Here is a 17,479-nt window from a genome sequence, read left to right as displayed (position 1 = left end):
TAATCCTCCTTTACAGAAAAAGAAAGAAAAGAGGACTCATAAAAACGAATACATCGATGTGTAACCTTTTTTGGTTTACTTAACAATTACATAAAGCTAACATATATATCTGCTTATTGGTCTTACCGGTAGATAACTCTACCCCAGCTACAAATCGATAGCCCAATCAGAAGTTATTATAGCAGTGCTTGTAATTACGTAAACGGTCTCATGAACGTGAAGACATACCGGGTAACATTCAGGCCCGAGGATATTATGTGTACCCCACCGTGTGGCATGGAAGCCACGCTTAACTCGATTGACGAGACGATCAGAAGCGTACTGAGCCGCTATGCGGATGAATCCGGCGATGCCAAGCTGAAATTCGGCCAGAATGATCTCGAAATCAAGAACGGTTTAGTCGAAATTCACCAGAAGAGCGAGGGAGACACCGAAAAGATCGTGGCGATATTAAAGCATTACTTCCGCGTACACGAAACAGCCGAATAGCTACGTACACCTCATTGGTGCCACTAAATAACGCCGATAAGCATCGCGATACCGATAGCGACCATTACCACACCGCCGATGAGCTTCATGTACTTCCGCTTACCTTTTCGCCATGCTTCGACATCCTCAGCAGAGGTCTCTTTATAAACGAGAGCAAAGACCACCAACAAGGGCAGGGCGTAGAAGACGTTATAAGCGATGAGATAAAAGACGGTTTTTGACGGGACGTCTGCGATCAGATCGAGCATCGTGAGATAGATCGGTCCGGTGCAGGGAAGTCCCGCAATGGTCGCCAGAACTCCTAAAAGCACCGCAGCAGGAATTGAGCCGTAGCGAGCAAGCTGGCCGAGCGTCGGCTTGATAAACGTGGGGATTGCCAGAGTCGACTTTTCACGCCAGAAATCCAGGATATTGACGAGGCCTGCCGGAATGACGATCACAATAACAACCGTCCGTAAAAGGGGTGAGATACCCGAAACGAGGTAAAACTCCAGAATGCCAAACCCAACGAGCAAATGCGTGACGAAAACGCTTGCAATGAACGCCAGACCTACAAGGAGCACGCTGCGCTTCGATTTCACCATGAGCAGCGACGCAAGCAGCACGAGCAGGACTGCGAACCCGCAAGGGTTGATCCCCTCGATTAATGCCGTGCTGATGAGCAGAAGAAACAACGACGACTGTTGGTCGACTGATTCCTCCCCATTCTGGCCCTGCACGAGTAAAATCGGATCGGGGCATTCGTTCTCCAAGCAGAACGCTATTTCAGCCTCCAGCCGCTCTTTGCTCAGCTCGAGGCCGATTACCGCTGAATTACCGATGAAGACCGCAGGAATGTCAACGGCGGGCGGATCATACGCTTGAATAAAGGCGTTAAAAAGGTCGCTGTTCGTTTCGTTGTAGGAAATCTCACATTTATGTACGTCGAGCTCCGGATACTCCTGTGCAAGCTCATTGATAACCGGCGTAAATTCCTGGCAATGCGGGCAATCGGCACCATAAAAGTAATAGAGCGATACCGTGCTCTGTGCCGTGGCAGCAGGAACGAATGATACACTAGCGAGAAAGAGTGCCAGGATAACGAGTGCTGGAACGGATAGGAACGCCGCGTTGGATGCCCACGCATGCTTAGCTCGACTCATCTTTTCGCACACCTTGCTTTGCACTTTACACTTATGTACAATACCTTATTTGTGTTAATTGAGAAAGGAGAGTAAAAGGAGCCCGTATAAATGCGTTGTATGTATCACAAGCTCTTACCATAACCGCCACCACCGGGCGTTTCGAGTACCACGATATCCCCCTTTTCAAGCTGCATTGTCACTTTTGAAGGCAAATCGATCCGTTTTTGAGCTCTCAGCACGTAATTCTTCCCTGCTCGTCCGTTCTCGCCGCCCTGCAAGCCTTTCGGCTGGTATTTCCTCCGGTCTGATTGCAGAGAGAGCGTCGCATTATCAACCAGCACACGAATCGCTCTTCGTATGCCCCCGCCACCACTGAACGTGCCTTTTCCTCCTGATTCTGGAATCAGTTCGTATTTCTCCACCTGCAGCGGATACGAGAGCTCCAAGGCTTCTATCGGCGTGTTCGCCGTGTTCGTCATGTGCGTGTGAACGCCATCCTCGCCGTCTTTAAAGGGTAATGCGCCCTGACCGCCGGCAATGGTTTCGTAATAGGTAAAGCTCTTGCCAGAGTTATCTACCCCTCCGATTACGACGTTGTTCATCGTGCCCTGCGATTGCGCCGGGATCCGATCAGGAAGCGCTTCATGTAATGCAAGGAGCAGGACATCCACAATCCGCTGTGAGGTCTCCACATTACCGCTGGATACCGCCGCGGGTGGTTTCGGATTCAAAACAGACCCTTCAGGTACGTGAACGGTCAGAGGCAGGTAACAGCCATGATTCGACGGTATTTCCGGGTCCGTCACGCAGCGCAAGACGTAGTAAACAGCCGAGAGCGTAACCGCGTACGGAGCATTAATATTCCCTCTTCTTTGTGGATCGGTGCCGTTAAAATTTATGACAATTGTACTGCCCGCGATTGTTATGCTCACGGCGAGTTTTACCGGTTCGTCGGTAATGCCATCGTCGTCCAGAAAATCCTCTGCGGTATACGTGCCATCTGGCATTGCTGAGATCGCGTGCCGCATCCTCGTCTCGCTGTATGCGATGATGCTTTCCGCAAACTCGTGGTAGGTATCAGCGCCGTATTTCTTGATGAGTTCCGCGACTCGCAGTGCGCCCACATTGTTCGCGGCGATCTGCGCCCGTATATCCCCGACACGCTCCGCCGGCGTGCGCGTATTAGCCTTTATGATCGCAAAAACTCCCTCATTCTCCTGACCCCCGACTACCAGTTTACAGGGAGGGATTATCAACCCTTCCTGGAAGATCTCGGTGCTGTTACCCGGCATCGAGCCCGGCGAGATGCCACCGACGTCCGCATGATGCGCTCGATTAACAACATAACCGACCAACTCATCCGCGTAGAATACCGGTTTGATCAACGTGAGGTCGGGCAGGTGCGAGCCGCCATGATACGGATCGTTGACCACGATTTGGTCGCCTTCCTGCAAGTCTTCAACGTGTCGCAAGGCGAACGCAACGGTGAGTGGCATCGCGCCCAGATGCACCGGGATATGCTCCGCCTGCGCCAGCATCCGGCCTTTCGAGTTGAAGACGGCACAGGACGCGTCCATCCGCTCCTTGATGTTCGGCGAGTATGCCGTCCGTTTCAATGCCGCGCCCATCTCCTCCGGCACGGCGGTAAATGCGTTCTTCAGGATTTCCAGTGTTACCGGGTCCAGTATATTTGACATCCCTTTTAAGAATATCTCACTCTCCTAACCTAAGCATTCTAAATTCTTCCTCCTTTCCCAGATAATCTATCCAAGGGCTGGACCTCCTCTTCAAAATAGCGATGAAAGCATCGAGGTAGCTGGCGATAATCAACGGTCGATAGAGCGTTGGAGAAATCGCGCGAGTTGTAGGTGTTCCAGAAGAGAACGATCTGATCCCGTAAAACGTGTTTTTGCGCATCCGCTATGAGTGCGGCAACTGCTTTACCGGTATAAGTACCGTCCAACGTAATGCCCTCTTCTTTCTCCATGCGGGTTACGGCCTCCATTCCTTCCTCCGTGAAGAGCGCGTACCGTTCTCCAAAAAAGTCGTGCGTAATAGCTATATCCTTCTCAGAGATTTTGAATGCGGGAAAGGATGGATCCAATGAGCACAGGAACGAGTTCGTTTCATGAAAGAGCGTGACCATTTTTCGCACGTTGGCAAATTGCTCATCGGCCACCCGTACCGAGATCACGCGGCTTTTGAGGTTTGCAGCCTTGAGCCCCAGCATGAGCCCGACGGCTGTGCCCGTGGTACCCAAGGCGACGTAAATACGATCTGGCTCTGGTAGTTCTCCGCTCATGATCTGCTCTTTGAGTTCGAATGCCGCATTGACAAAACCCGTCGCCCCGAGGGGCGATGAGCCACCAGGAGGAATGACCTGAGGGGAATAGCCATATCTTAGTTTATGTCTGAGTATTTGATAAAAGGTTCCCATAATGACGAGCGGCACATTCCGGTGTTGATGGAGTTCCGCCCCACAATAATGGCTCATAAGAAGATTGCGACGGACATACTGTGCATTCGGCTGCGGCATGAGCATCGAGATACTCTTGAGGCCCACCTGCTGTGCATAGATGGCGGTCGCCACGGCATGGTTAGAACCTGCAAAACCGAAGGCAAACACCGCTTTTGCGTCCGTGCGCAGCGCGTGCCCCAGGATAAACTCTAATTTCCGTGTCTTGTTGCCGCCGTAGAGCTTGCCGCTCACATCGTCTCGTTTTAGGTACAGATTTTCTACGCCTATATCCTCACCCAATCGATGAAGCTTCGCTACCGGGGTGGGAAATTCGCCCAACGAGACATAGGGAAGCTTCTCGGCCAGTAAAGGATACTGTTCTAAGAGCGGGATCATGGTTTGCAAATTTCCGTTTGTACTGCATCATACGCCCCCGCATATTATATAACTAACCAACCCTTTCCTTTCAAAAGTGGCGGCGCTCACTCACTCAAACATACCATTCATCAACCCGCCACTTCTGCAATAAACGTTTCGGTAACTTCGTTGAACTCGAAACTATCTTTCCAAAAGGGTTCAATGTGGAATTTGATAGCGGATTTTACATCTGCGAGCGCTTCCTCATACGTATTACCCTCGCCAACGACCACGCCTTTTAGCCCACGGGGATACGCTACGTAGCCCTCCTGGTGTTTCTCAACTATTATCTTTATCTGCTTCTGCTTCATCGCTATCCCCCATATTCTTAGATTTGTGCGTTTATTCAAGTCAGTTAAATATTATCTGATTTCATCGCTTTTCTATTTCAGCTGCATAACTGTAGAAGTCGAGTGTCCCTATATCATTTTGGTGGGCTATCTCGTTTATTCCCCATTCTGCATGATCAACCAACTTTTTAACTCTCTCTTCAGGCTTTAAGTTGGGATAAAGACCAAGCATTATAGCAGCAAAAATTCCATCTGGGTCTAGGCTATTTACGTTTTGGAATGTTTCTCTTTTTCCGACTTCCTTTGTTCTCCCCTTTGCTATTCCTAGAGCTGCACCGAGACGCCAGACATCTCGCTGTTCCTTAAATAGCCCTTGAGTGACCAATTGTTTCATTTGTGTTTTAGCATTGTCACTTGCAGGGATTGTTATCACTCTTCCAAAAGCTTCATTCATTATACCTGCCCTCCTGCGATAGTAGGAAGTATAATACTTCCCTCTTCTTCTCCCTTATACCTTAAGGTTAAATCTGTTTTTATATTTCCACTCAGGTGAACTTCATCTCCTTCCCTAAATTCCCTATCAGTAACCAGCAACACCAATTGCTTGGACATTTTAGGGAGGTATTTAAGCACACGTTCTCCGTGCTCAACATCAAACCTCCCAAAAGGTGTGTCCATAAAAATTGGCGCTTCAACTTGGGCACAATTGTTAAGAGCCCCTATCAAAGACAATGCAACGAGCTGTTCTTCTCCCGAAGAGCGCCATTCGCTCCGATTAAGAACCGTCTTTTGCTTTGTTATTATACTTAAACCATAGCGATTATTTATTTCCAGTCGATCGAAGTCTTCTTTAGATCGAATCTGTCTAAATATCTCCGTTGCTGTGTTTTCAACTCTATCTTTTTGCTCTTCTCTAAAACTAGACACGGACTTCTCGAATATATTCCGAACTTTTTCTATAAACTCTATTTTTTTATTTAATTTTTGTAATTGCCCTTGGGGAATCGCGGCTATTTGTCGATCTAATTCGCTTTTATTTTCGAGTAGTTTTAACTTTTCTTTCTCTTTTTCTTCTATTATTCCTTTTAATCTTCCTGATTCAAATTCACTCTGCCGTATCTTTATCTCTAGTTTTTTAGGCTCCTCAGCATCTACACCTTCAAGTTTAGATTTTACTTGTTCTAATTCAGATCGTAATCGCTGAATCTCATATTCAATTTCAATAATTTGCTCATCTTTTTCTTTTAACTCATTAGGAGATGTTAAAGAATTGGTCATGTTTTCTAATGCAGTTTTACTAATCTCAAAAGATAAATCAGGTTCTGGAATCTGAGTGAGCTGATCAATTTTGATTTTTGTCTCCTCCAACTCTCGTTCAAACTCTGCCAATTTTTTTGGATCCAATATAGTACCGCAATAACTACATTTACTTTTTGATATTCCTTCCTTAAGAATCCTAGCCCGTTCTATCGCTTGTTGTTTTTGATTATACTTCTCGAGTGATTGCTTAGATTTTATTTCTAATTGTTGAATTAAGTTAGTTGCAATTGGAGCTAACACATTTTTGTACAATTTTTCGACGAGAACACTTCTCTCATCCGTTTTTCTGCCTTTTTTATCTTCCCGATTTTTAATTCCCTCTTCTATAGCTATTCTCTGGTTGGCGAGATCTCGGACCTCTTTCATATCGGCCAATTTTCTTTTATCAGCAGCAATCTCCGCATCCAGCTTCCTTTTTTGGTATTCTATTTCATCTAGTGATCTCTCAAGCTCTTCTAAATCTCCCTCTAGTATCTGCTGGAATTCAGCTAATTGTTCCCAATCAGCTCCACCGAGTTGTCTTAGAATCCTGCCTCTTTCTCTTTCGAACTTCTTTTTCACAGAATCTAGATCGCTGCGGGCTGTTTTAAAATATGGGAGACCGAGAACACTCTCAATCGAATCTTTTAGCAAAGCCATAGCCATACTATCTTCTTCTAGAAGTTCTTCGTAATCGCGAAGCATTTCACCATCAAAAAAGTAGAATCGACTTATAGATGAAGGTAATATTCTCTGTATTTCATGTTCTGGGTCGGGAACAATTTTTCCATTCTTATAAACCTCTATTTTCATTCCTTCTTCATACTTATGATCAATATGCCTATTTGCCATAGTAGCCCTTGCTATAATCCAATTCTCCCCTTCATGGATAAAACTGATTTGGACAGCATATTTATACATATCCTTTTTCTTGGCGGTATGATTCAGTAATGAAGTTAATCTGATTTTCTCTCCTTTCCTATCAGAGACAACACCATACAGAGCCCATAATATTGCTCGCTGAATAGATGTTTTTCCTTGCCCAGTACCCCCCCTAATAAGATGAATACCTATGCCATCATTCAGAAATGAGAGTTCATGGTTTCCATAATACGGACCAAAATTAAGCATTTCGATTTTTTTTATTATAATGTTAATCACCTCCTCTCTGCTTTATTAACTCCATGATCTGGTCTTGACATCTCCCTCTATCAGAATCTAATGGATTCTTTATAACTAAAGCTAATATTTGTTCTAAGAATTTTTCATCAACTTGTTCATCCCTCTCTTTGTTCACTTTCTTCAACACCGAAACCATTTCCTCGAAATCCATAGTCAATCCTCCAACATCTCTTCTGATAGGGCTATTTCATTATCTGTAATGAGATCAGCGCCATATATATTCCCTATTTTCCATAGTTCATGTGTAATTTCGGCATTATTTGCATTTTTTGCAAAGTTCCAAGCACGAGACAATTCACTTCTTATTACTGGCATTAAAACATCCTCGTCCGTTTTTTCGGGCAATACCAATACATCAACTATTGTAGCTATCCTTTTGCCTTTAGCTTTTCTAAGTACTCTACCCCTCCTCTGAATGTATTGCCGTGGATTGGTAGATGATGCAAGAATCAACGCTCCATCAACTACAGGGATATCAACCCCCTCGTCAAGACAACGAATACTTACAATAACACTCGGATGTCGCTCAAAATATTGGATAGTCCGTTCTTTCTCCGCATCTCTCATGTCAGAATGGTAGATGAGCACCGGCAGATTATCATGTTTTTTACGTATTGCTTCTGCTACAGTGTTCATTTGTTCTTCATCTTCACAATAGATTATCCATCTACTTTCTGATTGATAGCGTTCTGCGATAGTTTTGCAGGCACATTCGACTTTACCCTGTGCCTTCTTTAAAATTCTAGCTCTCTTAATATATAATAGTTCCAATTTTTCAATATTTTCTTTTGACGCTCTTTTAGAATCCAATACAGAAGGATTGTTGGCTATGTATTTTTTTATTTCTGCTGTGTTTTTGTCCCATTGTTCTTGCTCTTCCCTGTTAAGATTTACGATTTCAAAATAATAGTTGTACCTGCTTAAGAATTTTCCCAATATAGATATCTCTTCCTCATCTTCTTCTGACAATTTGACTTTTCCATCAATAGGTAAGTTGTAAACTGGTATACCTCCGAATGTAGATTGTATCACTAAATTTCCTTCAGTATCGAATAATCTCTCGGGTGTGGCTGACAGCCCAAGACGTTCTTTAAAGGATATTCTATCTAAAACTTTTCTAAATATTGGACTTCCTATCCTATGAGCTTCATCAACAATCAGGATTGGATTTTTTGCTTGGCTTAAAAACTCTATAAATTCCTCAGAGGATGCTGTAGCCATCGTAGATATTATAATCCTTGGTTTAGCGATATCCGATACAAATATCCTTTTCATGGCATTCGCTTTCCAATTATGTCCTCCCCCAGCTGCAAGAATTGGCACTTCTGGGAAAAACTTTAATACAATATCATACCATTGCTGTAATAGAATTTTTGATGGAATAAGTATGACAACAAGACGTCCCTGTCTAATTAAATCTAAAACGGCAAACAAAGCAGTATAAGTCTTTCCCGTTCCCGTAGCCATTGATAGCATCCCGACACGATTATTTTTTCCCCACGCTTCGATTGCTTGGATTTGGTAGTAAAAAGGGGATACTTTTCGTCCATCAATTTCTACTTCGTAGCTAGGACGTAACTTCTCTTCGCTTTGAATATGAGAGGGGTTCCTAGCTCTAGCTCCCGCTCTACAATCCTCGAACGTTAAATGAGATCGAAATTTCGCTAACTCTTCTCGCTCTATTTCATTAATAGGGCGAACCTTAGTGTTTATTGTACCGCCGGCAATTAGTTTTTTAAAATACCTAGCTTTTGTTTCTGCCTTATGTGCCTCAAATTCATTCCCCCAACTTCGATATACATCAAACTCCTCATCGTTTCCCCAGTCTTCAAAAGATCCAACAGCTCTCCGAGTTTCATTCCCAGAGCCCGAAAAGGCTATATAATTACCATCTGAATCATAAAACACACCCATTTTTCTATGATATATACCGCCATGTCTGGTTGCGATATAAAGTTCCATTGAACTTTTTTCAATAAGAAGTCGTAGCATATTTAAGCAATCATACTCTTTTGGATCTTTCGACATTTCCTTTAATACATACAACAAAGTAATTTCTTGCTCAAGCTCTGACCTCTTTCCTCTTAATTCATACCCCTCTCTCGCAGCTTCTTCATCAGACACTGGAATATCTGGCGAGCATACTAGCAATATTCTACCGCCACGTTTGGCAAAATTTAGTAGATCTTCACCAAGCTCTCTATAGATATTTGCCCTAAAATAGCCAACTGCTCTTTCATAGCGTACAGAAAGAGCTAAGCATGGAGAATAGAAATCATGAATTATTATATTATCTTCAGTGTTGTATTCTGGCTTAGGCTCAAATTTAGTAAGATTTAATTCTGAATTTGTTTGTCCTTTATTATTTTTTTCAATCATATACGACAACTCTCAATTCTTAAAAACTTCTGTCTCAATCCCTGCTTTGACGAACCTTCCGATCGATCCCTTTGCGTACTCTTCGTTCGGCTCTATTGAAATCCATCGCCTTCCTAATCTTTCTGCTACCGCTCCGGTAACGTTGCTTCCTGCGAAGGGGTCCATTATCCAATCGTCTGTTTCAGTAAGAAAATTCACGAAAAACTCAGCCAAATCAGCAGGCATTCTCGAAGGATGGTGCTCTAAACCATTTTCGCGACAATAATCTAAATAAGAATCCAATGAACTCGTGTTGGCTGCTATAATGACATTAGGTGCAATAGCTCCATTATTGTCCTTTAAAAAAGATTGTTCACCAATAACATGCTCGGATGGTCGTCGGCCAGGGTTATACTTCCTAGATTTTAATAATTTCTTCATAGCAGCACTGTATTCTACTAAGACTTGACGGTTGTTTGCCTTGGGCCGAGGAGATTGACTAAACCACCAGAGTCTCGTAAACGCATCTTTCACTCTAATTCGTTCTATTGTCACCCATTGTGCTGGTGTGGGTAAACGGGCAGGATTATAACAAATAAACTCTTGGCAAAGTTGAAAGTTACCTATTTCTTTGAACTTAAGAAGGGCTTCCATGGGAAGTGTGGAGACTGTTGGGGCCCCAGGGTTCCATGCATTCCCTAATTCTATGACGATAGAACCATCTGGTGTTAAAAACTCCGAAAACAAAGGAGCAAAGCTTGATAGCCATGAGGCGTACTCTGAGCCTTGAAGGTTCCCATATTTTTTCTTTCTGTTTAGAGGAAACGGAGGGGAGGTAAAAATTAATTGAATTTTTCCTTTCAGATCCTTCAATGATTGATTACTCAAAACTTCTTCTGATAACCCCAGATAAAACAGCCCTTTCGGTGTGGAGTAATAGAGGCCGTCATCTGTTGAAAACCTCGGATCAGTTTGAAAAGCATCTCTTCCGCGGACTTTTCTATCTTGAATCATTTCCAACCTTCTATTTACAACCTATCGAGGGGGTTTTTATCTTACTCATATTATGTTTGAGAATGTATATATGCCTTTCGCTTTTGAGCATTGAGGTTAACTATCCCAAATTCTTTGCAGCTTATTCCTACATACCCTCATCTCAAATCCCCTGTGATCCTCTGTATCCAAAGCTACCTCAAAATTGCGATCCTATGGGTTCACGTTAAGACCGTAGCATTGTCAATAGCATTTTAAATCGCTTCACGGCTCTCAGCGCATGTGGTTCATTGGCGGGCATGAGAACCATCTCACCTGCCTTCACGCGGAGCGGTTTGCCCGAGATGACAATCTCTGCTTCTCCATCGAGAAGATAAACCAGTGCGTCAAAAGGTGCGGTATGCTCGCTCAAGCCTTGCCCCTCATCAAACGCGAAGAAGGTTACGGTCCCCGCCTTTTTATCGATTACCGTCCGACTCACCACCGCACCCGCTTGATAAGCCGCCAGATCAACTACCTTTATCGCATGCGCTACAAGCTCCTCCAGGCCACTTTGGCCCGTATTATGATTCATTCTTCCACCTCCTGAGTTCTTCTTGCAATAATCTCTCCTCTGACCCCGATGACCACCTCGTTTAGGGGTATCTTCTTCCCTGATCGCTTAAGTGCCTCCGAAACTAATCGTTCTAGGCCAGAACAGCACGGCACCTCCATGTGCGCTACGGTCAAGGACTTGATCGTGTTCTCCTGTAAAATACGGGTGATCTTCTCCTCGTAAAAAGCCGCGTCGTCCAGTTTGGGACAGCCCACGAGCACGATCTTGCCTTTCAAGAACTCTTCGTGGAAATCGGGATACGCGAACGGAACGCAGTCCGCGGCGAACAACAAATCCGCGTCCTTGAAATAGGGCGCACTTATCGGCACAAGCATAATCTGCACAGGCCATTGTTTGAGCCGTGATACGCCTTTCGAGACCAGCTTACCCTCTTTCGAGATCTCTTGTTCGTCCCTGAAATCCAGTACCAGTGCGCCGGGACACCGATCGAACGTTTTGGCATGCTCCTGCCCACCGTACGAGGCCCCCGCATCGAGAGGAGGCACTTCTATATCTCGTTCGTTCAAGAAATCGAGTGCCGTCTTGAGATATTCGCGTTGGTGATGCGCTTTGAGATGCTCCAGATGTGCTTTTATCACATTCTGCCCCTGCTTCACTATGTTTTCCATAACTGCTCGCTCATCATAGTCCTGCGCCTCTCGTTCCTCCACGGAAATTGCGCCTTCCGGACAGTCGCCGATGCAGGCACCGAGTCCATCGCAGATCAGATCACTGACGAGTCGTGCCTTTCCGTCTATTATCTGCAGAGCGCCCTCCGGGCAATTCGGCACACACAAGCCGCAACCGGTGCAGAGTTCTTCATTTATCGTTATTATCTTTCGCTTCACCTTTTCGCTCATTCACGCTCCTTCTTCGTTCGCGCCGCCATGTAACGATTGTACACCTGCTCACCAACGCATTCTTTCGCGTACTTGCACCATTGTATGCACGACTCTAAATCGTTGTAGACCGTAAAGCCACACGTACTGCATTTCACCTGCATCTCGTCCGAGAAGAGCTCTACCTCTTCCCCACACTCCGGGCATTTCTTCACGATAATTGTAGGACTACGGATAGTAGCGGCGCCCGGGCATTTATCAAACATGGTTAGCTTCGCTTTTTCCCTCCCACGAGATGATTCGTTTCCCTCATCGGTTTAATTTTATACGCGTTTCAAACGCTTTCTCTTTTACCGATAACGATATCCCCATACCCATCCACTGCGAACCGCATGCCGAGCGGCACAACGGTGGTCGAATCCTTCGCTTCGATGATTGCCGCACCCTCATGCTCGAACTGCGCAGACAAATCCTCCCGTCGATAAACCGGCGTCTCCTCTTTGCCCTCCTCAAACAGCACTTCCCGATACTCTACGGGTTCACCTTTGGCTTCGACACGTGCTTTCGGTGGTTCTGGTCTCTCTCTGGATGCGAGCGCTCGTAATCTAATAGTAACGATCTCTACGTCTTCAGCCGGCATCGCATAGCCGTATATTCTGTTGTGTCTCTCATGGAACTGCTTCTGTGCGTCCGCCACAGTCGTGAAGCCCGCATTGAGCTCATAACTCTGTCCTACATACCGCATATCCAACGATGGTATCAAGGTTACATCTTCGAAATCGATATCCTGCTCCGCAAGCTCCCTCCTGGCTTTCGCCATAAAATCCGCGAGCACTTCCGTTACCTCCACTTCCGCTTCTTCCTTGCCCTCGCTCAATCGAAGAAGGTGCGTGCGACTGTAATCCAGTTGCACATCTGATACCAGGATGCCGTAAGCAGAGAATACGCCGGATGCAAAGGGCACGATCACCTTCGGAATGCCGAGCTCCTGTGCCAGTGCCGCTGCATGCACGGGACCCGCACCGCCGAATGCACATAACGCGAAATCACGAACGTCAAGGCCTCTCTCCACGGAAACTAACCTCAAAGCTTTGATCATGTTCGCGTTCACGATCTTCCACACGCCTAAAATCGTATCCTCGAATGACAACCCCATTTCACGTGCAAATTGTTCCACACGCCGTTTCGCCTTTGCAGTATCCAGGGACATCTTGCCACCGACGAAGTACTTCGGATTGATAAACCCACAGAGCAAGTCGCAATCGGTCACCGTGACGTCCGTTCCTCCAAGTCCGTAGCAAATAGGCCCGGGAGAGGCACCTGCGCTTTCCGGGCCAACGCGTAACGCGCCGCCTTCATCCAACCACGCGATGCTGCCGCCGCCCGCGCCAACCGTAACGATATCCACCATGGGCATTTTGAGCGGCAGGCCGTTTATGCTGCCTTCTGACGTCCAGGACGGGTTACCGTTGAGGATAGTGGAAACGTCCGCGCTCGTGCCGCCCATGTCAAACGTGATCAAATTGTCCATGCCGACGAGTGCGCTCAGGAACTTCGCAGCCGCTACACCGCCTGCCGGCCCGGATAAGAGCATATTCACCGGCTTGTGCTGCATAACGTTCGCCTTGACCACCCCGCCATTGGACTGCATCACGTAAAACTGCTCCACTCCGTTTCGCGCTAACAGCGCCTCCATACGGGTTAAATAAGTCTCAACGGTTCGCTTCAAATACGCGTCCAAGACCGTCGTGGACATCCGCTCGTACTCACGGAATTCCGGTAGAACCGTTGAAGAGCAGGAGACCACAAGCCCGCGTTTAACAAGGCTGTCCCGTACACGCCGCTCGTTCGCGGGATTCAGGAACGAAAATAAGAAGCAGATCGCAACTGCATCAATACCCAGAGATTGGATCCGCTCCGCCACGGCCTCTATTTCCTCTCGCGTTGGCGATGCCAAAATCTCGCCTTGCGCGGATATCCGCTCGGTAATCTCGAAATACACATCAACGAGCTGCTGCGGCCTGGCGGAATCGAGCTTGTAAAGGTGAGCGCGCTGCTGCCGCCCTATCTTCAGGATATCGGCAAACCTTTTTGTCGTTATCAAGCCGGTCCTCGCACCTTTGCGTTCTAAAACCGCGTTTGTGGCCAGAGTCGTGCCGTGCGAGAATGACGCAGCACGCGAGCGCGAGCATCGCTTCAAGCCTTCTTCAATCGCGAGTTCTGGCTTCTGCGGCGTTGACGGCACCTTGAACGTCCTTATCGCGCCCTTATCAAATATCACGAAGTCCGTGAAGGTCCCACCGATATCTGTACTTATAGGCATCGTCTGTTGCTTTGTCTCTACTCTGTGTATAGTATCGCTAAAGTTTAGTTTTGTCCCCTCAAAAAAGCCGAGCCTCGATTCTCTGAATAGTTGTTCGATAGCACCGACCTTTTTATGAATCGAGCGCCATTTAGTAAGTAATGCAGAACGAGGAACCCGAGGAAGAGGAAACCGCAGAAGAACGAAGAAAAAGGTGGATACAGCGCGAATTAGCGAAAGCGGATTCAAAGATTGTACGATGTGCCAAGTGTGGCAAAGAAGTGACGGAATTTGCAGATAGAGCAGGGAGAATCCTCTGCATGGATTGTTTTGCAGAGGAAGAGATGGCTGAGGGTGGCGGTATGCCTGAGATAGGCGGAGGCGCGGGATAAAATAAAAATAAAATGGAAGAGAAAAAATATGGATTGCGTATACCTCGGGGTATAGCGACTGGAATAATATTTGAAGCTGCAGAGAGGTTCGGGTTAGAAGTGGATCAAGATAAGCCGCCTGAAGATGCGTTTGATATGACGACCGGATTGCCCGTAAAGGATTACGTACCTCAAACGGTCTTACGCGGTGAGTCAACGGAGATATTGATGGCCGCACAGGACTACATCTACAAGAGGCACGAAGAGTGGGTAGAGGGTGTCGAAGAGTGGCGTAAGATGCGCCGCGAGCAGATTCAACGTAAGATACGGAAGAAATAAGCCCGCTTCTTTAGGTAGGATTCGTTTACTGAAGAATTGTAGTCTCGCATTTTTAAATTTGCATTCTGTTCTGCATTCATTACGCGTGAGCGCTGGTGTTAGTCCTTTAATTCGCCTATATAGAGCCATTCGTCGAAATAACCTTTACCCGCTTTGTTCTCCTTTATCACCCCGTCAAACTGATCCTGCAATATCTCGTTCAGAATGCCCGTTTCTTCTTCGTTTGATACCGTAAAAAACACCTTGCCTTTGCTTTTTAACACTTTTGGTACCGCTCTGAGTACCTTCTCCCAACTGAATCGCTCAAACGGTGTGAGCTTCCCCACCATAAACCCGAATACCACGTCAAATTCTTTACCAAAGAAAGAGGGTAGAAGAGTACAATCCAGTACAATGGTCCTCTCGGGCTTTAACACGCCCTCCTCTAAACCTTTGCAAATTTCACACCGGTTTATGTCGATTGCGAGCGGAAAAACACCTAATTCGTGCAGTGCAATGGTCGCGCCACCATTACCGCAGCCGATCTCAAGTGCGTTCGTCGTTTCTCCCGCCTCTATGCCTGATTCGCGCAAAAAGTCGGTTAAAACTACTTTCAAGGCCTCTATCCGATCCCTGGGATAAAAGCTCGCCTCCTGCAAATCGCAATCGCAAAATAAGCGGTTCACCAAGCCGACCGAATAAAATTCGATCACTCCATTCAGGAACTGCTCACGCATGACCTTTGCCTCTCGTTCTTCTGCTCCTTTGATCTTACCTGCAAGCGCCTCGAAGTCGCCTTTCCTCGTCTTATGTGCTATCACATCGGTGAAGATAATCCAGAAATCCAGGTCTTTATCCCGCATGGCAATGCCGAGTGGCTTGTCGCTCTCGTCCGTGATCCTCACCACTTCTAACACATCCGCTCCTCTGACGTTGCCCAGATATTCCAGTGTTCTGTCGATCCCCTTCTGCCCTGAGTAACTCTCCTCGACCAGCATGAACGTATCAATACCCAACAAAGTGCTCAGTTCCATTAGTGTTCGATCCTCTGCCACTTTCATCGCCTCACACAATACTCAATGAACCGATCGGAGGGGTATTCATGGATGGTTGTCGCGATAATCTCACCCGCACCGTATTCCAAGACCACCAAAATCGCTTTCTCCTCCTCTGCTCCTTCTAGCGTTAATATTACGTCCCAGCCCTCACCCACCGCGTCAAAGTAGCCGTCACACATACATTCGTCCGTTTCCACGATCACGGCCGCCTTATTCTCCTTCACACGCTTTATTTTCACCGTTTGCTCCGCGCGCACGTACGTGAGTGGCTGCGGTAGCCAGTTGTAAGCGTCACTATGTGAATGCGCTCCTGATACGATGAGGGTCCCGCCGGCTTTAACAAAATCCGTTATGAGCAGGCGGTTTGCTCTGAGATCGGCCAGCACGCCGGAGAAGAAGGGATTGCCAAAACCCGCCGGCACGAGTGCTAACCGACAGGCTCGCCAGGAGAAGAACGGCGCAGCTACCAGTTTCGGTGTTACCACCTCACAATCAAACCCCCGCTCCGTAAGATACCGTTCAAAAGGCGTTTCCCTATCCCAGAGCACGGTAATCCCCGAGTTCATCTCTTCTTTCTTTTCTCTTTGCTTCTTTTCGCTGCTATAACAGGTAAATAGTGATTGGATTCATGGATACGTTCCTTTGTCCCCAGCAGATGGTGATAGTTGCCGTGCATTAGTTACGGTGATAGTTCTCGAAGACTCTTCTTTACTTTGCTCACGATCTCATCAAGCTTCTCTTGTGGCACGCTTTCATGCCGTACAATGCCTGTGACGATATCCATGACTTTCCCCGGTGTATCACCCGCTTTAAATCTCGTGCTTACCCCGATCTCCTCGAAATCTCTAAAAGTTACCGGACATTGACAGAGCACGATTGCCGGGACATTCACCCGTTTCAACAGAAACCGCACTTTATAGATAAAATGTTGCTTCACGTTACCATGATGCAATACCGCAAGCTTATGTCTTCCGATTATATCCATCTCCCTCGACTCCAAGCCGAAAGCTACGCCATGCCCGCCTCTAACTGGCGCGTCTGATGGCGTGCCGTCGCCGGCGTTCAGGACTAATACACTCGCATAGACACCCCGGTCCCTCAATTCGGTAGTTATTTCACAGACCGGTTTGGGCACATGCCGCACGCCCGGGGACATTGCCACTGCTATTACATCACTTACCCACGACTTCGAAAAGGTCCCTCTCTGCGCCATACCGCCCCCTAACCCAAGCCCTTGACCCTTCCTGCATGCTACCACCTGGGTGTCTCTCCCCACAGTCATCCTTTTCAGAACCTCAGTCAGTTCGCACTCAAATCCTCTATCTTCGTGATTTTACCATCCTGCATGTGCGCGATCCGGTCGCAGATATCATAGGCGAAATCGAG

General features: G+C 46.7%; 19 protein-coding genes. 3 read left to right on the top strand and 16 right to left on the bottom strand.

The window, feature by feature from the left end; genetic code table 11:
* The first annotated feature begins 210 nt into the window (after window positions 1–210).
* Entirely contained in the window at window positions 211–489 is a 279-nt protein-coding gene (locus JW878_08320) for a hypothetical protein (protein ID MBN1763061.1), read from the top strand.
* Between the two features lie 23 nt (window positions 490–512).
* On the opposite strand, the gene JW878_08315 is transcribed toward JW878_08320, so the two are convergent.
* The 13 genes from JW878_08315 to JW878_08255 all read right to left on the bottom strand — a co-directional run bounded on the left by JW878_08315 (window position 513) and on the right by JW878_08255 (window position 14,367).
* Window positions 513–1,631 (bottom strand): hypothetical protein, encoded by a 1,119-nt coding sequence (locus tag JW878_08315; GenBank protein MBN1763060.1) that lies wholly within the window; start codon window positions 1,629–1,631, stop codon window positions 513–515.
* A gap of 104 nt (window positions 1,632–1,735) precedes the next feature.
* The gene (locus JW878_08310) at window positions 1,736–3,310 is read right to left on the bottom strand and encodes a hydantoinase B/oxoprolinase family protein (protein ID MBN1763059.1); all 1,575 of its coding nucleotides are present in this window, start codon (window positions 3,308–3,310) and stop codon (window positions 1,736–1,738) included.
* A 38-nt stretch (window positions 3,311–3,348) separates the two neighbouring features.
* Window positions 3,349–4,467, bottom strand: a complete 1,119-nt coding sequence (locus tag JW878_08305; protein MBN1763058.1) for a pyridoxal-phosphate dependent enzyme — start codon at window positions 4,465–4,467, stop codon at window positions 3,349–3,351.
* Between the two features lie 110 nt (window positions 4,468–4,577).
* Complete coding sequence (locus tag JW878_08300) at window positions 4,578–4,799, bottom strand: type II toxin-antitoxin system HicB family antitoxin (GenBank protein ID MBN1763057.1); 222 nt, start codon at window positions 4,797–4,799, stop codon at window positions 4,578–4,580.
* A 61-nt stretch (window positions 4,800–4,860) separates the two neighbouring features.
* A complete protein-coding gene (locus JW878_08295; protein MBN1763056.1) occupies window positions 4,861–5,232 on the bottom strand; it encodes a hypothetical protein in 372 nt (123 codons plus the stop codon).
* Window positions 5,232–7,238, bottom strand: coding sequence for an AAA family ATPase (locus JW878_08290; protein ID MBN1763055.1), 2,007 nt, complete (start codon window positions 7,236–7,238; stop codon window positions 5,232–5,234). Before JW878_08290 ends, JW878_08295 begins: the two co-directional genes overlap by 1 nt.
* On the bottom strand, window positions 7,231–7,410 hold the full coding sequence (locus tag JW878_08285) for a hypothetical protein (protein MBN1763054.1): 180 nt from the start codon (window positions 7,408–7,410) through the stop codon (window positions 7,231–7,233). The genes JW878_08290 and JW878_08285 overlap by 8 nt, the downstream gene beginning before the upstream one ends.
* Before the next feature lie 2 nt (window positions 7,411–7,412).
* Window positions 7,413–9,638: a DEAD/DEAH box helicase family protein gene (locus JW878_08280; protein MBN1763053.1), complete on the bottom strand. Its 2,226-nt coding sequence runs from the start codon at window positions 9,636–9,638 to the stop codon at window positions 7,413–7,415.
* Window positions 9,639–9,650: 12 nt separating this feature from the next.
* A complete protein-coding gene (locus tag JW878_08275; GenBank protein ID MBN1763052.1) occupies window positions 9,651–10,631 on the bottom strand; it encodes a site-specific DNA-methyltransferase in 981 nt (326 codons plus the stop codon).
* A 205-nt stretch (window positions 10,632–10,836) separates the two neighbouring features.
* Window positions 10,837–11,184: a cupin domain-containing protein gene (locus JW878_08270; GenBank protein MBN1763051.1), complete on the bottom strand. Its 348-nt coding sequence runs from the start codon at window positions 11,182–11,184 to the stop codon at window positions 10,837–10,839.
* Window positions 11,181–12,053: a 4Fe-4S binding protein gene (locus JW878_08265; protein ID MBN1763050.1), complete on the bottom strand. Its 873-nt coding sequence runs from the start codon at window positions 12,051–12,053 to the stop codon at window positions 11,181–11,183. The genes JW878_08270 and JW878_08265 overlap by 4 nt, the downstream gene beginning before the upstream one ends.
* Before the next feature lie 8 nt (window positions 12,054–12,061).
* A complete protein-coding gene (locus tag JW878_08260) occupies window positions 12,062–12,310 on the bottom strand; it encodes a hypothetical protein (GenBank protein ID MBN1763049.1) in 249 nt (82 codons plus the stop codon).
* 68 nt (window positions 12,311–12,378) lie between these two features.
* Entirely contained in the window at window positions 12,379–14,367 is a 1,989-nt protein-coding gene (locus tag JW878_08255; GenBank protein ID MBN1763048.1) for a hydantoinase/oxoprolinase family protein, read from the bottom strand.
* 140 nt (window positions 14,368–14,507) lie between these two features.
* Between JW878_08255 and JW878_08250 the strand changes: the two genes are divergently transcribed.
* Entirely contained in the window at window positions 14,508–14,738 is a 231-nt protein-coding gene (locus JW878_08250; protein ID MBN1763047.1) for a hypothetical protein, read from the top strand.
* A gap of 12 nt (window positions 14,739–14,750) precedes the next feature.
* A complete protein-coding gene (locus JW878_08245) occupies window positions 14,751–15,056 on the top strand; it encodes a hypothetical protein (GenBank protein MBN1763046.1) in 306 nt (101 codons plus the stop codon).
* 98 nt (window positions 15,057–15,154) lie between these two features.
* Here JW878_08245 and JW878_08240 read toward each other — a convergent pair whose 3' ends face one another.
* From JW878_08240 to mcrC, 3 genes are all read right to left on the bottom strand, one after another.
* On the bottom strand, window positions 15,155–16,096 hold the full coding sequence (locus JW878_08240; protein MBN1763045.1) for a methyltransferase domain-containing protein: 942 nt from the start codon (window positions 16,094–16,096) through the stop codon (window positions 15,155–15,157).
* A complete protein-coding gene (locus tag JW878_08235; protein MBN1763044.1) occupies window positions 16,093–16,659 on the bottom strand; it encodes a hypothetical protein in 567 nt (188 codons plus the stop codon). The genes JW878_08240 and JW878_08235 overlap by 4 nt, the downstream gene beginning before the upstream one ends.
* 113 nt (window positions 16,660–16,772) lie before the next feature.
* Window positions 16,773–17,375, bottom strand: a complete 603-nt coding sequence (gene mcrC, locus JW878_08230) for a methyl-coenzyme M reductase I operon protein C (GenBank protein MBN1763043.1) — start codon at window positions 17,373–17,375, stop codon at window positions 16,773–16,775.
* Between the last annotated feature and the right edge of the window lie 104 nt (window positions 17,376–17,479).

This window comes from Methanomicrobia archaeon (assembly GCA_016930255.1).
GTDB lineage: Archaea > Halobacteriota > Syntropharchaeia > Alkanophagales > Methanospirareceae > JACGMN01.
This window is presented reverse-complemented; position numbering and strand designations above follow the sequence as displayed.

Coding starts and splice junctions, on each gene's coding strand:
- JW878_08320 (MBN1763061.1), top strand. CDS start 211: ATGAACGTGAAGACATACCGGGTAACATTCAGGCCCGAGGATATTATG.
- JW878_08315 (MBN1763060.1), bottom strand. CDS start 1,631: ATGAGTCGAGCTAAGCATGCGTGGGCATCCAACGCGGCGTTCCTATCC.
- JW878_08310 (MBN1763059.1), bottom strand. CDS start 3,310: ATGTCAAATATACTGGACCCGGTAACACTGGAAATCCTGAAGAACGCA.
- JW878_08305 (MBN1763058.1), bottom strand. CDS start 4,467: ATGATCCCGCTCTTAGAACAGTATCCTTTACTGGCCGAGAAGCTTCCC.
- JW878_08300 (MBN1763057.1), bottom strand. CDS start 4,799: ATGAAGCAGAAGCAGATAAAGATAATAGTTGAGAAACACCAGGAGGGC.
- JW878_08295 (MBN1763056.1), bottom strand. CDS start 5,232: ATGAATGAAGCTTTTGGAAGAGTGATAACAATCCCTGCAAGTGACAAT.
- JW878_08285 (MBN1763054.1), bottom strand. CDS start 7,410: ATGGATTTCGAGGAAATGGTTTCGGTGTTGAAGAAAGTGAACAAAGAG.
- JW878_08280 (MBN1763053.1), bottom strand. CDS start 9,638: ATGATTGAAAAAAATAATAAAGGACAAACAAATTCAGAATTAAATCTT.
- JW878_08275 (MBN1763052.1), bottom strand. CDS start 10,631: ATGATTCAAGATAGAAAAGTCCGCGGAAGAGATGCTTTTCAAACTGAT.
- JW878_08270 (MBN1763051.1), bottom strand. CDS start 11,184: ATGAATCATAATACGGGCCAAAGTGGCCTGGAGGAGCTTGTAGCGCAT.
- JW878_08260 (MBN1763049.1), bottom strand. CDS start 12,310: ATGTTTGATAAATGCCCGGGCGCCGCTACTATCCGTAGTCCTACAATT.
- JW878_08255 (MBN1763048.1), bottom strand. CDS start 14,367: ATGCCTATAAGTACAGATATCGGTGGGACCTTCACGGACTTCGTGATA.
- JW878_08250 (MBN1763047.1), top strand. CDS start 14,508: ATGCAGAACGAGGAACCCGAGGAAGAGGAAACCGCAGAAGAACGAAGA.
- JW878_08245 (MBN1763046.1), top strand. CDS start 14,751: ATGGAAGAGAAAAAATATGGATTGCGTATACCTCGGGGTATAGCGACT.
- JW878_08240 (MBN1763045.1), bottom strand. CDS start 16,096: ATGAAAGTGGCAGAGGATCGAACACTAATGGAACTGAGCACTTTGTTG.
- JW878_08235 (MBN1763044.1), bottom strand. CDS start 16,659: ATGAACTCGGGGATTACCGTGCTCTGGGATAGGGAAACGCCTTTTGAA.
- mcrC (MBN1763043.1), bottom strand. CDS start 17,375: ATGACTGTGGGGAGAGACACCCAGGTGGTAGCATGCAGGAAGGGTCAA.